Annotated in this window: 16 protein-coding genes; 7 read left to right on the plus strand and 9 right to left on the minus strand. The window is 51.3% G+C overall.

Annotated features, from left to right (window positions below):
• Together DBZ16_RS09050 and DBZ16_RS09065 are read left to right on the plus strand one after the other, a co-directional pair.
• A partial coding sequence (locus DBZ16_RS09050) for a YadA family autotransporter adhesin (protein WP_205836788.1) occupies window positions 1-439 on the plus strand: 439 nt, incomplete at its 5' end.
• A 404-nt stretch (window positions 440-843) separates the two neighbouring features.
• Window positions 844-1,887, plus strand: coding sequence for an NAD(P)H-dependent flavin oxidoreductase (locus DBZ16_RS09065; RefSeq protein WP_107813764.1), 1,044 nt, complete (start codon window positions 844-846; stop codon window positions 1,885-1,887).
• 1,209 nt (window positions 1,888-3,096) lie between these two features.
• Here the strand turns inward: DBZ16_RS09065 and glmU are convergent.
• The 4 genes from glmU to DBZ16_RS09100 form a co-directional block, all read right to left on the minus strand.
• On the minus strand, window positions 3,097-4,470 hold the full coding sequence (glmU, locus tag DBZ16_RS09085; RefSeq protein WP_107813768.1) for a bifunctional UDP-N-acetylglucosamine diphosphorylase/glucosamine-1-phosphate N-acetyltransferase GlmU: 1,374 nt from the start codon (window positions 4,468-4,470) through the stop codon (window positions 3,097-3,099).
• Window positions 4,471-4,585: 115 nt separating this feature from the next.
• Window positions 4,586-4,777, minus strand: a complete 192-nt coding sequence (locus DBZ16_RS09090) for a hypothetical protein (RefSeq protein WP_016687857.1) — start codon at window positions 4,775-4,777, stop codon at window positions 4,586-4,588.
• A gap of 107 nt (window positions 4,778-4,884) precedes the next feature.
• Entirely contained in the window at window positions 4,885-5,175 is a 291-nt protein-coding gene (locus DBZ16_RS09095; RefSeq protein ID WP_003743185.1) for a hypothetical protein, read from the minus strand.
• A gap of 62 nt (window positions 5,176-5,237) precedes the next feature.
• On the minus strand, window positions 5,238-5,894 hold the full coding sequence (locus tag DBZ16_RS09100; protein WP_107813769.1) for a pyrimidine 5'-nucleotidase: 657 nt from the start codon (window positions 5,892-5,894) through the stop codon (window positions 5,238-5,240).
• Between the two features lie 62 nt (window positions 5,895-5,956).
• Here DBZ16_RS09100 and DBZ16_RS09105 point away from each other — a divergent pair, with 62 nt between their 5' ends.
• Both DBZ16_RS09105 and DBZ16_RS09110 read left to right on the plus strand, forming a co-directional pair.
• Window positions 5,957-6,958: a thiamine ABC transporter substrate-binding protein gene (locus tag DBZ16_RS09105; protein WP_107813770.1), complete on the plus strand. Its 1,002-nt coding sequence runs from the start codon at window positions 5,957-5,959 to the stop codon at window positions 6,956-6,958.
• Window positions 6,959-7,342: 384 nt separating this feature from the next.
• A complete protein-coding gene (locus DBZ16_RS09110; protein ID WP_107813771.1) occupies window positions 7,343-7,597 on the plus strand; it encodes a methionine-binding protein in 255 nt (84 codons plus the stop codon).
• A gap of 256 nt (window positions 7,598-7,853) precedes the next feature.
• On the opposite strand, the gene DBZ16_RS09115 is transcribed toward DBZ16_RS09110, so the two are convergent.
• Genes DBZ16_RS09115 through DBZ16_RS09125 form a run of 3 tightly spaced genes read right to left on the minus strand, consistent with a single transcriptional unit; the run spans window position 7,854 to window position 10,069 of the window.
• Complete coding sequence (locus DBZ16_RS09115) at window positions 7,854-8,810, minus strand: HaeIII family restriction endonuclease (protein WP_107813899.1); 957 nt, start codon at window positions 8,808-8,810, stop codon at window positions 7,854-7,856.
• Between the two features lie 13 nt (window positions 8,811-8,823).
• Window positions 8,824-9,846: a DNA cytosine methyltransferase gene (locus tag DBZ16_RS09120; RefSeq protein WP_107813772.1), complete on the minus strand. Its 1,023-nt coding sequence runs from the start codon at window positions 9,844-9,846 to the stop codon at window positions 8,824-8,826.
• Between the two features lies 1 nt (window position 9,847).
• Window positions 9,848-10,069 (minus strand): helix-turn-helix domain-containing protein, encoded by a 222-nt coding sequence (locus DBZ16_RS09125; protein ID WP_107813773.1) that lies wholly within the window; start codon window positions 10,067-10,069, stop codon window positions 9,848-9,850.
• Window positions 10,070-10,410: 341 nt separating this feature from the next.
• On the opposite strand from DBZ16_RS09125, the gene DBZ16_RS09135 reads away from it, so the two are divergent.
• The 3 genes from DBZ16_RS09135 (at window position 10,411) to DBZ16_RS09145 (ending at window position 14,198) form a co-directional block, all read left to right on the plus strand.
• Complete coding sequence (locus DBZ16_RS09135; RefSeq protein ID WP_107813775.1) at window positions 10,411-12,267, plus strand: ABC transporter ATP-binding protein; 1,857 nt, start codon at window positions 10,411-10,413, stop codon at window positions 12,265-12,267.
• Window positions 12,268-12,691: 424 nt separating this feature from the next.
• The gene (locus tag DBZ16_RS09140) at window positions 12,692-13,606 is read left to right on the plus strand and encodes a patatin-like phospholipase family protein (RefSeq protein ID WP_107813776.1); all 915 of its coding nucleotides are present in this window, start codon (window positions 12,692-12,694) and stop codon (window positions 13,604-13,606) included.
• 250 nt (window positions 13,607-13,856) lie between these two features.
• On the plus strand, window positions 13,857-14,198 hold the full coding sequence (locus tag DBZ16_RS09145; RefSeq protein WP_107813777.1) for a hypothetical protein: 342 nt from the start codon (window positions 13,857-13,859) through the stop codon (window positions 14,196-14,198).
• A 106-nt stretch (window positions 14,199-14,304) separates the two neighbouring features.
• Here the strand turns inward: DBZ16_RS09145 and luxS are convergent, their stop codons facing one another.
• Both luxS and cyaY read right to left on the minus strand, forming a co-directional pair.
• Window positions 14,305-14,811 carry an S-ribosylhomocysteine lyase gene (gene luxS, locus DBZ16_RS09150; RefSeq protein WP_016686573.1) on the minus strand — a complete coding sequence of 169 codons (507 nt, stop codon included), beginning with the start codon at window positions 14,809-14,811 and terminating at the stop codon, window positions 14,305-14,307.
• 54 nt (window positions 14,812-14,865) lie between these two features.
• Window positions 14,866-15,189 (minus strand): iron donor protein CyaY, encoded by a 324-nt coding sequence (gene cyaY, locus DBZ16_RS09155; RefSeq protein ID WP_107813778.1) that lies wholly within the window; start codon window positions 15,187-15,189, stop codon window positions 14,866-14,868.
• Window positions 15,190-15,207: the final 18 nt, after the last annotated feature.

Genomic DNA, 15,207 nt, shown 5'->3' on the forward strand with positions numbered 1-15,207 from the left:
TGTCGTTACCGTCGGCAACGGCACGGACGAGACCCGTCAGGTACAAGGTGTGGCGGCAGGTGTGGTATCGGCGGATTCTACCGATGCGATCAACGGCAGCCAGTTGTATTACACCAACCAGGCGATTAACCAAAGTGTGACCAACATCGGCAATTACGTGGTGAACATGGGCGACCAAATCAACCAACGTATCGACAATGTTGAAAGCGACTCTAAAGCCGGTACCGCAGCAGCAATGGCGGTGGCCGGTCTGCCGCAAGCCTACCTGCCTGGTAAGAGCATGATGGCGGTTGCAGGCGGCGTTTACCGCGGTGAAAGCGGTTATGCAGTCGGCTTCTCCAGCATCTCCGACGGCGGCAACTGGGTCATCAAAGGTACGGCTACCGGCAACTCACGCGGCCACTACGGCGCGACCGCAGGTGTCGGCTACCAATGGTAATCCTGATCTAAAGCCTGTTTGAAGGCAAAGCAAAGGTCGTCTGAAAACCCGAAACAGGGTTTTCAGACGACCTTTTTCTATATCTGATTGAATGGGACGGGGTTTGCTTTCCGAACATGTTCGGTTTCACAAACACTCGCTTAACACAAAATGCTAAGGTTTGTTTTCAGACGACCTTGCAACCATGTCTGACTATTTTTTGTGGCAAAATTCAGCCATGTTCCACATGGTCAGTCCGCGTATTTATAGTGAATTAAATTTAAATCAGGACAAGGCGACGAAGCCGCAGACAGTACAGATAGTACGGCAAGGCGAGGCAACGCCGTACTGGTTTAAAGTTAATTCACTATAAACTGAAGAAATTTCAAGCTGGCTGACCAAACAGATTACAAGGAGAAACTGACATGAGCCGTATTTTATCCTCGCTGCGTTATCCGCTGATTCAAGCGCCGATGGCGTTTGCACATGATACAGAGCTGCCTTTGGCTGTCGGTAAAACCGGTGCTTTGGGTTCGTTGGCGGGGGCGATGTACGACGCGGCGGGTTTGGAAAAAGCGTTGGCACGGATGAAGCAGGAGGGCGGAGGCCGTCCGTACAACCTCAATTTTTTTGCCCACCGCACGCCGTCTGCCGACCGCGCGCAACAGAACGCATGGTTTGCCGTGTTGCGTCCGTATTTCGAGGCTTACGGGCTGACGGAAAACGACATTCCCAGCGGCGGCGGACGGCAGCCGTTTGATGCCGATGCGTTGGCATGTGTGGAGCGTTACCGCCCGCCTGTGGTCAGCTTCCACTTCGGCTTACCCGCGCCCGAATACTTGCAGCGCGTCAAAGCGACGGGCGCGGAAGTGTGGAGCAGCGTGACGACGGTCGAAGAAGCCGTCTGGCTGGAACAAAACGGCGCGGATGTCGTGATTGCCCAAGCGTGGGAAGCGGGCGGTCATCGGGGATGGTTTTTAAACCGCCATCCCGACAGCCAAAGCGGCTTGTTCGCCCTGTTGCCCGCCATCCGTAACGCCGTGCGCCTGCCCGTTATAGCCGCAGGCGGCGTTTCCGATGCCGCTGCCGTCCGCGCCGCGCTGGAATTGGGCGCATCCGCAGTGCAGGTCGGAACCGCCTTCCTGCTCGCAGACGAAGCCCTGACCAAACCCGCCCACCGCGCCGCCATCCAAACCGCCCGTCCCGAAGATACCGTAGTGACCAACTTGTTCAGCGGCGGCGCGGCGCGCGGGCTTTACAACCGTTTCATACGCGAAGCCGGTCCGATGAATGACGCGGCACTCCCGTTTCCCTTGGCAGGCGCAGCCGTCGGCGCCTTGAAAGCCGCCGCCGAAAAACAAGGCTGCTATGACTTTTCCCCATTTTGGGCAGGACAAAACGCAGGACTGTGCCGCCCCGGCAGCGCGGCGGAAATTGTCGAACGGCTGTGTGGCGGCATCGAGCGTTAGGACGGTTTGAATACGGGCAAGGCGGACATGGCAAACAAGGTCGTCTGAAAATGTGAACTAGGTTTCCAGACGACCTTGTTTTAACTTGCAACCTGCCCCCTCTCCCGTCTGGCGGGAGAGGGCTGGGGAGAGGGTGGTTCTGCGGATTGCACGAATTTGATTTTACCTAAACCTCAGAAGCCACCCCCATCCTAACCTTCCCCCGCCAGACGGGGGAAGGGACAGTTTGCTGTTGCTGCAACGAGTAGCGTGGGCTTTGCTCGCGAAATGGAAGCCAAAATGAATACCCATTCGGCTGTTGTCTGATTTTGATTATTGGATGATAGATTCGTGGGCAAAGCCCATGCTACCTGATTTATCCCAAGCCTGTTTTGATTGAGTAAAGGTCGTCTGAAAAAATCGGGAACGAGTTTCTCCCAAACTCAAATCTCAAAGTTTTCAGACGACCTTGTTTTAACTTGCAACCTGCCCCCTCTCCCGTCTGGCGGGAGAGGGCTGGGGAGAGGGTGGTTCTGCGGATTGCACGAATTTGATTTTACCTAAACCTCAGAAGCCACCCCCCCCCATCCTATCCCTTCCCCCGCTAGACGGGGGAAGGGATAGGTTGCTGTTGCTGCAATGAGTAGCGTGGGCTTTGCCCGCGAGATAAATGCCGAAATGGATGCCCATTCGGCTGTTGTCTGATTTGGATTTTTAGATAGCAGATTTCGTGGGCAAAGCCCACGCTACTTGGGTTATCCCAAGCCTGTATTGATTGAATAAACGAGGTCGTCTGAAAAATCGGGAGCGAGTTTCTCCAAAACTCAAATCTCAAAGTTTTCAGACGACCTCGTTTTTATCTGCAACCTGCTCCCTCTCCCGTCCGGCGGGAGAGGGCTGGGGAGAGGGTGGTTCTGCGGATTGCACGAATTTGATTTTACCTAAACCTCAGAAGCCACCCCCATCTTAACCTTCCCCCGCCAGACGGGGGAAGGGACAGGTTGCTGTTGCTGCAACGGGTAGCGTGGGCTTTGCCCACGAAATGAATATAAAGATAACTGCTCGATTTGGATTGTCAGACAACAGGTTCACGGGCAAAGCCCACGCTACGGGCTGGGTTTATTTCGAGCTTGTAGAGTTAAATGAAAGGTCGTCTGAAAACTTGTTGTTTTAAGTTTTCAGACGACCTTTTTGGTTAGTACGAAGCTAGGAGAAAGGCGGTTTACTGCTCTATTTCTCATCGCCTTTTTCCGGACGCACCCAGCCTTCGATCACGGTTTGGCGGGCGCGGGCGAGGGCGAGTTTGTTGTCTTCGACATTGCGGGTAATCGCGCTCCCTGCGCCTGTGGTTACTTTGTTGCCGAGGGTGACGGGGGCGACTAGGACGCAGTTGGAGCCGATGCGGACTTCGTCGCCGATGACGGTTTTGTATTTGTTCACGCCGTCGTAGTTGGCAATGATTGTGCCTGCGCCGAAGTTGGTTTTGCTGCCGACTTCGGCATCGCCGATGTAGGTGAGGTGGTTGGCTTTGGTGCCTTTGCCGATGGCGGCGTTTTTGATTTCAACGAAGTTGCCGACGTGTACGTCGTCTGAAAGGCGGGCTTGCGGACGCAGGCGGGCGTAGGGGCCGATTTGGTTGTTTTGTCCGACTTCGCAGTCTTCGAGGTGGGAGAAAGGGGCGATTTTGCTGTTTGCGCCGATTTTGGCGTTTTTGATGACGCAGTTTGCGCCGATTTCGACGTTGTCGCCGATTTCGATGTCGCCTTCGAGGACGACGTTGACGTCAATCACGACGTCTTGTCCGTGTTTCAGACGACCTCTTAAGTCGAAGCGGGCGGGGTCGCGCAGGGTGACGCCTGCTTTGAGCAATTCTTGCGCCTGTTCGGTTTGGAAGATACGTTCGAGTTCGGCGAGCTGGAGTTTGTTGTTCACGCCGGCGGCGAGGTGGGAGGCGCGCACTTGGACGGGATGGACTTTGATGCCGTCGGCAACGGCTTTGGCGATGAGGTCGGTCAGGTAGTATTCGCCTTGGGCGTTGTTGCTGGAGAGGCTGTTCAACCAGTTTTCGAGTTTGGCGTTGGGCAGGACGAGGATGCCTGTGTTGATTTCGCGGACGGCTTTTTGGGCGGCGTCGGCGTCTTTTTCTTCGACGATGGCGGTTACGCTGCCTTGGCTGTCGCGGATGATGCGACCCAAGCCTGTCGGGTCGGCGGGAACGTCGGTCAACAGGCCGACTTCGCTGCCGGCGGCTTCGAGCAGGGTTTCGAGGGTGGCGGTGTCAATCAGGGGAACGTCGCCGTACAGCACCAGCGTGCGACCTTCGGCGGCGAGGTGGGGCAGGGCAGTTTTGACGGCGTGGCCGGTGCCGAGTTGTTCGGTTTGTTCAACCCAAAAGACGTCGCGTTTGACGGTGTCCAAGACTTGGTCTTTGCCGTGTCCGATGACGACGCAGATGTTTTGGGGATGGAGCGCGGCGGCGGTGTCGATAACGCGCTCGACCATGGGCTTGCCGCCGACGCGGTGCAGCACTTTGGGCATTTTGGAATACATGCGCGTGCCTTTGCCGGCGGCGAGGATGACGATGTTGAGGGGTGTGGCGGACATGATGGGCTTTCTCGAATGCAATGTTGATGAAGGGGGTATTTAGGGGTCGTCTGAACGGGGTTTTGGGGTTTCAGACGACCTTTTTATTTGGGTTTGGCGTGTGGACGTTTGGAGGTTATGGTTTATTGGGTTTGGGGGTGAACCGGTAAGAGTCGGCATGGCTGCCGCGTTCCAAGCGGTCGAGTGTGGTCGGTTTCAGGGGCGTGCGTGCGGATGTGTCGGCAGGACGGCTGTCGAAGTCGTAGCGGTCTGTGGTGCAGCCGCTCAGGATGGCGGCGGTAACGAAAATCAGGGCGAGGGAACGCATGGTTTTCTCCTTGTGAAGGACGGCAGATATGGGACGAACGGGATGGCGGTTATGTTTGAGGTCGTCTGAAACGGAAAAGACGGTTTCAGACGACCTCTACGGGCGGATTATTCCTCAGTTTGCGTTTCGGGCGCGGCTTGTCCGGCGCCTTGGGGTTTGTTCCATGTCGTGCCGCGTACGTTTTCTTGGTCGCCGTGCAGCGGTTTGAGGGTGCGGCGTTCGGGGCGGTATTGGTTGTAACGCATATCGCGGGAGTAGGTGCCGTCTTCGTAATAGATGCGCGTGCCTTTTTCGTATTTGGGGCGCAGGGAGGTGTGGCCGGATTCGTTTTGGTAGGTTTCCCAAGTACAGCCGGTCAGGGCGGCTGCAGCGGCGAGGATGAGGGCGGTGTATCGCATGATGGTTGTCCTTGTGGTCGGGCGGCTTGGTGCCGTTGTTCAAACCCGATATTGTAAAGGTTTCAGACGAGTGCCGACAGTTTTTCGGCACATTCGGCGAGCGCCTGCATATCTTTTGCAACGGCGTCGGTAAAGGGCAGGGGATGGGCTTTGCTGCCGAACCATACGGTTTTCATGCCCAGCTCTTTGGCTTGGTGCAGGTTGTCCGCGCTGTCGTCGATCATGATGCACTGTTCGGGCGCAGCGTCGAGCAGGCGGCAGACGGTCAGGTAGGCTTGCGGGTCGGGCTTGTAGCGCAGCCCGAAGTCGTCCGTGCCGAAGAGTGCGTCAAAACGGTTTTCCAAACCCAATGCCCCGATGATGGCGTGGACGTAGAACGAAGGGCCGTTGGAAAAAACGGCTTTGCGTCCTTTCAGACGACCTAAAACGCTTTCGGTTCCCTCCATGCCCTCCAATTTTGCCAAGATTTGCGCGATGGGATGGCTTTCGCGCAGAAACTCGCGTATGTCGATTTCGGGATGGTGGATTTGCAGGCCGGCAAGCGTCGCGCCGTACCGGTGCCAATAGTCCTGACGCAGGTCGGATGCCGCTTCTTCGGAAAGCTTAAGGCGTTGCGCCATGTAGTCGGTCATGGCGCGGTTGATGATATAGAAAATGCCGGCATCGGCGTTGTGCAGCGTGTTGTCGAGGTCAAAGAGCCAAACGGGAGAAAGGTTCATGTCGTGTGTTGGTGCGGATTTTGTTATGATGTTTCTTATTTTACCCGTACAAAGGTTAGAGAATGAAACTGAAATTATCCGCCCTCGCCCTCTTGCTGGCTTCGGCAAACTTATCCGCCCAAACCGAAGTGCGCCTTGCCGTACACAAATCCTTCAGCCTGCCCCAATCCGCCATCGCGCAGTTTGAAAAAGCCAACGACGCCAAAGTCTCCGTCATCAAAGCGGGCAGCGGCAACGAAATGCTCAACAAGCTGATTCTCAGCAAGGCAAACCCGATTGCCGACGCGGTGTACGGTTTGGACAACGCCAATATCGGCAAAGCGCGCGAAGCAGGCATACTGGCGGCGACGCAGCCCAAATCCTCGCCCGTTTCGGCGGGGATGCCCGTTATCGCGGCAGTCAATTACGGCTACGTTACCATCAACTACGACAAAAAATGGTTTGAACAGAAAAAACTGCCGTTGCCCAAAACCTTGCAGGACTTGACCCGCCCCGAATATAAAAACCTGCTGGTTACACCGTCGCCCGCCACGTCCTCGCCCGGACTTGCCTTCCTGATGGCAAACATCGGCGGCATGGGCGAAGAGGGCGCGTTCAAATGGTGGGCGCAGATGCGTCAAAACGGCGTGAAAGTCGCCAAAGGCTGGAGTGAAGCCTATTACACCGACTTCACCCAAAACGGCGGTGCCTACCCGCTCGTCGTCAGCTACGCCGCCAGCCCCGCCGCCGAAGTTCACTACTCCAAAGGCAAATACAGCGTGCCGCCGACCGGCAACCTCTTCCTCAAAGGCGGCGTGTTCCGCCAAGTCGAAGGCGCGGCAGTCTTGAAAGGCGCGAAACAACCCGAGCTGGCGGCGAAACTCGTACAGTGGCTGCAAAGCGGCGAAGTGCAAAAAGCCCTGCCGACCGAAATGTGGGTCTATCCCGCCGTGAAAAACACGCCGCTGCCCAAAGTCTTCGAGTTCGCCCAAGCCCCGAAACACACCGACTCGCCCAGCCGCAACGACATCGACACCAAACAGAAACAATGGGTCAGCCGTTGGACGAAGACCGTGTTAAGGTAAGCGGAAAGGTCGTCTGAAAACCGCTGCCTCATCCCGTCGGCTGGATATAGTCAAATGACTTTATTTTCGATACGCAACTTACCGGTTGTCGTCATTCCCGCCCCCGCCTGCGCGAGGACAGGCTAAGGCGGGAATGACGGAATTTGATGATATGCCGTATTTAAAGTTAAGGATGTTGGCGATAAAAAGGGTCGTCTGAAAACCTATAGTAGATTAAATTTAAATCAGGACAAGGCGACGAAGCCGCAGACAGTACAGATAGTACGGCAAGGCGAGGCAACGCCGTACTGGTTTAAAGTTAATCCACTATAAAAGCGGTTTCAAACTTATCGAAACCATGTTTCAGACGACCCCTTACCGTTTCGTTATGAATGAAGGAAACCCATGAAGAAGCTCCTGCTCTACGCCTTCACGCTGACCGCACTTGGCGGCTGTTTCTACACCGAAACCCCTTACGGGCGCACTGCCGTCCTCGACCTGCCCGTCCATTCCCAAACCACCATCAACAAAACCGTTACCGTCAACGCCCCGCCGGGAACGACCGTCATTTATCAAGACAGCGAGTCGGTCCACCGCTACGGCTATCCCTACCCGCCTTACCCGCGCCCGTATCCCGCGCGTCGGGTTTACCGGTATTGAGCAAGCGTAGTTTGGATTGGAAATCCAACAATCAAAAGGTCGTCTGAAACCGTGTTTGGTTTTAGACGACCTTTTGATATGAAGTTGGCAAACTAAAGCATCCAAAGACAGGTGTACCTTTTGACTGTCAAGGATTTCCAAATTTTGATAAAGATACAAAATGCGACACGAAGATTAATGCCAAAGAATTCAGTATGATACTCTTTTTTCAAAATCATACAATTTTAGATTCATAAAATCACCTCTTAACAGAAATTTATTCCCATCTACAATCTATCGAAACAATAGTGATAGGCATCCCTATAATTTGGATATCAAACTTCAAACTTGGTTCTACTTTAGTCGAAGCATTATGAATTCTGAAACTAAATTGCCAACCCCCATCAAGATACAACTCCAATGTATTTTTACTATCTGGTTTATATTCTAAACTTACAATTCGTGTCGGAAGTGTTGATATTGGCAATTCAATGCTTCTCTTTTTCTTATTCCCCTGCTGATTTAAAGTGCCTCTTAAATTATAACTTTGAATTTGAGTTGTTCGTTTGCTATCAATTCCAATAACTTTGTAAAAATCAAATTCTCCAAGCAAATACTCAACCATAAGTCTTGGTATATCTTTTCCAAACAAACTGTTTTGTCGTTCTAGTTCACCTTTAAAAGCGTTCAACAGTGGGATATATACATCATTTTCTTTGTTAGGTAAATCGCTCCACTTAGAGCCCTTTTGTTTCTCAATATCAAGATATTCAAATACAGGTTTAATATCTTTCCAATATTGTTTGGAACAATTCACCCCATACCATTTGTTTCCAAAATCCAAGTTCTTTGACAGCCTACTATGTTTAACAGCAAAATGATTATGCTTAACACTTAAACCAATTTCCCATTCAATACCTCGTCTGATAATCAAAACATCTCTTACGTCGCCTTCCTTGCCTTTATCGTCCGATTGAATTTTTAGTTCAAGCTCATCATCACCATCATCTAAAATCAAAGGCTCAAGGTCAAATATAGTATTGACTCCTGCCAAGGCACTAACTTTATATATCGTTTTTTCAGATTCAGTTAAAGTATTCCACGCTCTTTTTGCTGCAAAGTAACTACTATTTTCTTCAATTTTCGCCGGTCTTTTTTCAGATATTTTTTCAAATAATGTAATTAAATAAGAGTATTCATATGTTCTTCCTTGATTATTACTTTTATTGCTCATGACTAACCTCCAATTAATCATCTGTTCCGGTTTTTAATATATTACTATTTACACTTGAATTATCTAAAGCGGATATAATCGCTTTAGCCATTTCATATGCAAGATTTACCGGTACAGCATTGCCAATCATTTTATAGGCATCATTTAAATTCGTATAGTAAAATTTGAAATCATCAGGAAACCCCTGAACTCTGGCACACTCTCGCACTGTTAATCGTCTGTAAAGTATTTCTTTTCCCGGCTCAAATATATTCTTATTTTTTTCTATTTTAGGCATCACCGGTGCCTGAGGATGTAGCTGACATTGCCTTCCTGAAGCTTGAACTGTAAATGCCTGCTCATCCCATTGTCTAACTCTATTTCTACTCATAAAAATAGGTGAATATTCACCAATAAAATATTCATGATTCAAGACTTTGCAATTATCTCCATTAGTTTTATTTTTTTCTAATGCCGGCATTGCAGAATCTTTCAAATCAAAAATTGTATCTTTAAAAGTTAATTTAGTTTCATAGGGTTTTGGAGGTTCAAATTTAACTCTCATATCCTTCCTAAAACCTACATAAAAAACTCTTTTTCTATCTTGTGGAACACCATAGTCACTTGCATTTAACAAATGAATAAAAACATCATATCCAGCTTCCTCAAATTGAGAAACTATATTCTCAACCGCATCATTATGTCGTCTTGCCATCATTCCCTTAACATTCTCAGCAAGGAAAAACTTAGGGCTTTTATCCTTTAAAATGCGTATATATTGATAAAATAATTGTCCTCTCGGATCATTAATACCTTTTAAAGAACCTGCTTCACTCCATGATTGACACGGTGGTCCTCCTATAATTCCATCACAGTCCGGAAACATGTCTGAAGGAATATTAGAAATATCTCCTTTTATAAGTTTTGTTTTATGATTTTTTTCATATGTTTCCCAAATCGTTTTATCATATTCATTTGCTGCGACTACATTAAATCCGGCTTTTTCAAAACCTAAATCTAATCCACCAGCTCCCGAAAACAAGCTAATTAAATTCATCTTATATTTCCTCCAAAGAATCATTAACACATTCTACAATCTCTGAAATATCACATTCCAATACATTGCATATTCTTAGTAGAACATCAGTAGTAACGTTTTTACCATTTTTTATTTTATAAAATGTACTTTTACTTACCTTTGCTTTTTCCATGAGTTCTGTATTTTTCATTTCTATATCTATCAATTTCTTAAACAATTTTTTATAGCTGAATTTTGACATTACTATTCTCCGGTATTTTTACCAATTCCATATGCCTTCTATATATATCATAAAAATATAACTTCTTATAGTATTTTATTCTTTTTTCTCGAACTTAAAGTCAGCACCATCAGTTCTGTTGTTGATTTGTGTAAGCCCTTTTGTGGCTTGTTGTGTTCCCGTCTAAATTAGACGACCTCTCATCAATCACGGCACTTTGTCCGTCCCGACTTCTTTACGGTGTCTTCCCGCCGTTTTTTCCCGTAAAATAATGCCTTTAACTCACGATACTTGTTTTCAGACGACCCGTCCCCACCGTAGAGGTCGTCTGAAATCCACTCTATCTCAATCAAAACAATACAATGATTCAAAAAATATTCTCATGGTTCGAATCCCGAATCGACCCCTATCCCGAAGCCGCCCCGAAAACGCCTGAAAAAGGGCTGTGGCGGTTTGTCTGGAGCAATATCGAAGGCTTGCGCAAATGGATTGCCGTTTTGGCGGTGTTTACCGCCGGTATCGGCATTATGGAAGCCCTGCTGTTTCAATTTATGGGCAAAGTCGTGGACTGGCTCGGCAAATACACGCCCGCCACCCTGTTTGCCGAAAAAGGCTGGGCATTGACGGCAATGGCGGGGATGATGGTGTTTTTCGCCCTTTGGACCTTCCTCGCATCCAACGTGCGCCTGCAAACCCTGCAAGGCGTGTTCCCCATGCGCCTGCGCTGGAATTTCCACCGCCTGATGCTGGGGCAGAGCCTCGGTTTCTATCAGGACGAATTTGCCGGCCGCGTGTCCGCCAAAGTCATGCAAACCGCGCTGGCGATGCGCGACGTGGTGATGACGGTTGCCGACATGGTTGTGTATGTGCTGGTGTATTTCATCACCTCCGGCGTGATTTTGGTTTCGTTCGACAGCTGGCTGCTGCTGCCCTTTATCGGCTGGATTATCGGCTTCGCCTTGGTGATGCGCTTCCTGATTCCCAAGCTCGGCAAAACCGCCGCGCGGCAGGCGGATGCGCGTTCGCTGATGACCGGCCGCATTACCGACGCCTATTCCAACATCACCACCGTCAAACTCTTCTCCCACGGCGCGCGCGAAGCGGCCTACGCCAAGCAGTCGATGGAAGAATTTATGGTTACGGTACACGCCCAAATGCGTTTGGCGACGCTCCTGTACACTTGCAGCTTCATCGTCAACAGCTCGCTGACCGCCGGCACGACCGCGTTGGGCATCTGGCTTTGGTATCACGGACAAGTCGGCGTCGGCGCAGTTGCCACCGCCACCGCCATGGCGTTGCGCGTCAACGGCCTGTCGCAACACATCATGTGGGAATCCGCCCGATTGTTTGAAAACATCGGCACCGTCAACGACGGCATGGCAACCCTGTCCAAACCGCACACCATCCTCGACAAGCCCAAAGCCCTGCCGTTGAAAGTATCACAAGGCGAAATCAAGTTCGAACACGTCGATTTCTCCTACGAAGCCGGCAAACCGCTGCTCAACGGCTTCAACCTCACCATCCGCCCGGGCGAAAAAGTCGGCTTGATCGGACGCAGCGGCGCGGGCAAATCCACCATCGTCAACCTGCTTTTGCGCTTCTACGAACCGCAAAGCGGCACGATTTCGATTGACGGGCAAAACGTCGACAGCGTAACCCAAGAAAGTCTGCGCGCCCAAATCGGTTTGGTGACGCAAGACACCTCGCTGCTGCACCGTTCCGTGCGCGACAACATCGTTTACGGCCGTCCCGATGCGACTGATGCCGAAATGATTTCCGCCGCCGAACGCGCCGAAGCCGCCGATTTTATCCCCAACCTTTCCGACGCCAAAGGGCGGCGCGGCTATGATGCCCACGTCGGCGAACGCGGCGTGAAACTCTCCGGCGGACAACGCCAACGCATCGCCATCGCCCGCGTCATGCTCAAAGACGCGCCCATCCTGCTGCTTGACGAAGCCACCAGCGCGCTCGACTCCGAAGTCGAAGCCGCCATCCAAGAAAGCCTCGACAAAATGATGGACGGCAAAACCGTCATCGCCATCGCCCACCGCCTCTCCACCATCGCCGCGATGGACAGGCTCATCGTCTTGGACAAAGGCCGCATCATCGAAGAAGGCAGTCACACCGAGTTGCTCGAGAAACAAGGCCTCTACGCCAAACTCTGGGCGCACCAAAGCGGCGGTTTCTTGAGCGAACACGTCGATTGGGAACATAATTGAGAGCATTAAGGAAAAGGCAAAAGGTCGTCTGAAAATCCGTTTTTGAGTTTCAGACGACCCCAGTTCAAAATCATCTCGTCAGGGCGCAAGATTGCGCCCTTCTTTTTTGGTTATAAATTACGAATCTGACCGAAGGATGGAAAGGTCGTCTGAAACCGAAAATCAGGTTTCAGACGACCTTTTTTGATTTCGGCATAACGATGCGCTAAACTTCCCGCTTGTGCCGCCTGACAGGGCGGATGGCAGATTGCCCTTGTTTTCCTGATTTCGCCTGTTTCCATGAGCAAGCGGGAAACAGATTTCTGCCGCTTTACCGCAGCCGAGCCGATAAAAACACGACGCAGCGCATACCGCGACAGGTTTCGCGCCGTTCGGCTGAATATATGTTCCAAACCAAAAATTTATCTATAAAGGTCGTCTGAAAATGAAACCATTGCTGATTCAAACACTGCGCACTACGCTGACTGCGTCTGTCGTGCTCATGCTCGCTGCCTGTCCGAGCCATACCTCCGACAAATCGGGTGCCAAGCCGCATACCCATACCGCGAATACCGCCAAGCCCAAAGCCGTGGTCGCGCTTGCGCTTGGTGGCGGCGCATCCAAAGGCTTTGCCCATATCGGCATTATCAAGGTATTGAAAGAAAACAATATTCCTGTCAAAGTTGTGACCGGCACATCCGCAGGCTCCATCGTCGGCAGCCTGTACGCTTCAGGCATGTCGCCCGACCGCCTCGAACTCGAAGCCGAAATTTTGGGCAAAACCGACTTGGTTGACCTGACCCTCTCCAGCAGCGGCTTCATCAAAGGCGAAAAACTGCAAAACTACATCAACTACAAAGTCGGCAACCGCCCCATCCAACAATTTCCGATCAAATTCGCCGCCGTCGCCACCGATTTTGAAAGCGGCAAAGCCGTCGCCTTCAATAGGGGCAACGTCGGACAGGCAGTCCGCGCGTCCGCTTCCATTCCCAACGTGTTCCAGCCCACCGTGATTGGCGGCCGCCGATATGTGGATGGTGGTCTGTCGCAACCCGTTCCCGTCAGCGCGGCTAAAAAACAAGGTGCCAATTTCATTATCGCCGTCGATATTTCCGCCCGTCCGGTGAAAAACGTCAACAAAAGCTTTTTCTCTTATCTCGACCAAACGTTCAACGTCATGAGCATTCCGTTGCTCCAACATGAATTGGGTCAGGCAAACGTCGTAATCAAACCGCAAGTGTTGGATATGGGTTCTATCGGCGGTTTCGACCAAAAACAACGCGCCATCCAACTGGGTGAGGAAGCCGCCCGCGCCGCCCTGCCAGAAATCAAGCGCAAACTCGCCGCCTATCAATATTAACCAACAGCCTATCGCAGCAAAAAGGTCGTCTGAAAACAGCTTTTCCGTTTTCAGACGACCTCTAATATAGTGGATTAACAAAAATCAGGACAAGGCGACGAAGCCGCAGACAGTACAGATAGTACGGAACCGATTCACTTGGTGCTTCAGCACCTTAGAGAATCGTTCTCTTTGAGCTAAGGCGAGGCAACGCCGTACTGGTTTAAAGTTAATCCACTATACATAGCGGGACAGCATCAAAGGATGTTTTATGAACAACAAACTCATCGCCTTGATATTAATCGGCGTTTCGCTGAACGCAGCGGCAGACAGCGCGGAAGACAATTTGATGAACGCCCGTTCCGCCTACCGCGCCGTACTGAAACAGCAAACCGGCAACGACAGCAAAATCATTTCCCTGCAAAGCGACCTTGAAGACGCGCAATACCGCCTGCAAAAAGCCCAAACCGACATCGTCCGCTTGCAGGGCGAGCTTCAGGCGGCAATGAATGTGAAAAGCCAGCAGGCGGAAACCTTGAGGCAGGCTGGGCAGCAGCTCGATGCCGCGTGGGGTGCCGTGTACGGACCGGGCGGAACCAAAGCAGGGCGGTAAACGGTTTGCCGCTTCGATGGACACGTTGTCCATTCTTTCCATTCAAACAAAAGGTCGTCTGAAATCGGTTTCCCGTTTTCAGACGACCTTTTTCAATACCTATCGTTTAAGCGTTCAGCAAACTTTCATCCAGCGTCAGCTCTTCATTTTTGTTCACCGCTACTTTGCGCGTCAGGACGTTTTGCGCGATTTCCTGCGCTTCGGCGAGCGAGTGCATCATGTAAGTGCCGCATTGGTATTCGTTCAATTCGGGGATTTTGCTTTGATCTTTGACATTGACCACATCCTGCATCGAAGCGAGCCATGCGTCGGCGACCTGCTGCTCGTCGGGCGTGCCGATAAGGCTCATGTAGAAACCGGTGCGGCAGCCCATCGGGGAAATGTCGATGATTTCGACGCCGTTGCCGTTCAAGTGGTCGCGCATAAAACCTGCGAACAAATGCTCCAGCGTGTGGATGCCTTTTTCGGACAGGATTTCTTTGTTGGGAACGCAAAAGCGCAGGTCGAATACGGTAATGGTGTCGCCTTTGGGCGTGGTCATGGTTTTCGCCACACGCACGGCGGGGGCGTGCATACGGGTGTGGTCGACTTTGAAGCTGTCTAACAGGGGCATTGGGTTATCCTTTTGGGTAAATGTTTTGGGAGTGAGATGGGCTTCTGAGTCCGATCACAATTCGATAATCTCAACCGCTTCGCCCGAAGCCGCGCTCAGTGCTTCGTTCAAAACGTCGTAGAAATCGCGGCTGTCGCGCGTTGCCAGCCATTTGCCGTTTTGCTCGGCGAAATGGTAGCCGCCGCTTTTTGCGGCAATCCATAATTCCTGATTGGGCGTGTGGCGGTTGACGATGATTTGCGTGCCGTCCGCCGCTTCGATGGTCAGGACGTTTCCGGCAAACTGGCAGTCGAAATCCCAGCCGTTTTCGTCAATTTGGTCTTCGATGTGTTCGAACAATTCTTCGCTCATGCGGATGAATTCGCTTTCGGTCATCATGGCTTTTTGTGTGTTTTT

Source organism: Neisseria sicca (assembly GCF_003044565.1).
Lineage (GTDB): Bacteria > Pseudomonadota > Gammaproteobacteria > Burkholderiales > Neisseriaceae > Neisseria > Neisseria sicca_A.

Excerpts from the sequence above, each read along its gene's own strand:
- DBZ16_RS09065 (WP_107813764.1), top strand. The coding sequence starts at position 844 with ATGAGCCGTATTTTATCCTCGCTGCGTTATCCGCTGATTCAAGCGCCG.
- glmU (WP_107813768.1), bottom strand. The coding sequence starts at position 4,470 with ATGTCCGCCACACCCCTCAACATCGTCATCCTCGCCGCCGGCAAAGGC.
- DBZ16_RS09090 (WP_016687857.1), bottom strand. The coding sequence starts at position 4,777 with ATGCGTTCCCTCGCCCTGATTTTCGTTACCGCCGCCATCCTGAGCGGC.
- DBZ16_RS09095 (WP_003743185.1), bottom strand. The coding sequence starts at position 5,175 with ATGCGATACACCGCCCTCATCCTCGCCGCTGCAGCCGCCCTGACCGGC.
- DBZ16_RS09100 (WP_107813769.1), bottom strand. The coding sequence starts at position 5,894 with ATGAACCTTTCTCCCGTTTGGCTCTTTGACCTCGACAACACGCTGCAC.
- DBZ16_RS09105 (WP_107813770.1), top strand. The coding sequence starts at position 5,957 with ATGAAACTGAAATTATCCGCCCTCGCCCTCTTGCTGGCTTCGGCAAAC.
- DBZ16_RS09110 (WP_107813771.1), top strand. The coding sequence starts at position 7,343 with ATGAAGAAGCTCCTGCTCTACGCCTTCACGCTGACCGCACTTGGCGGC.
- DBZ16_RS09115 (WP_107813899.1), bottom strand. The coding sequence starts at position 8,810 with ATGAGCAATAAAAGTAATAATCAAGGAAGAACATATGAATACTCTTAT.
- DBZ16_RS09120 (WP_107813772.1), bottom strand. The coding sequence starts at position 9,846 with ATGAATTTAATTAGCTTGTTTTCGGGAGCTGGTGGATTAGATTTAGGT.
- DBZ16_RS09125 (WP_107813773.1), bottom strand. The coding sequence starts at position 10,069 with ATGTCAAAATTCAGCTATAAAAAATTGTTTAAGAAATTGATAGATATA.
- DBZ16_RS09135 (WP_107813775.1), top strand. The coding sequence starts at position 10,411 with ATGATTCAAAAAATATTCTCATGGTTCGAATCCCGAATCGACCCCTAT.
- DBZ16_RS09140 (WP_107813776.1), top strand. The coding sequence starts at position 12,692 with ATGAAACCATTGCTGATTCAAACACTGCGCACTACGCTGACTGCGTCT.
- DBZ16_RS09145 (WP_107813777.1), top strand. The coding sequence starts at position 13,857 with ATGAACAACAAACTCATCGCCTTGATATTAATCGGCGTTTCGCTGAAC.
- luxS (WP_016686573.1), bottom strand. The coding sequence starts at position 14,811 with ATGCCCCTGTTAGACAGCTTCAAAGTCGACCACACCCGTATGCACGCC.
- cyaY (WP_107813778.1), bottom strand. The coding sequence starts at position 15,189 with ATGATGACCGAAAGCGAATTCATCCGCATGAGCGAAGAATTGTTCGAA.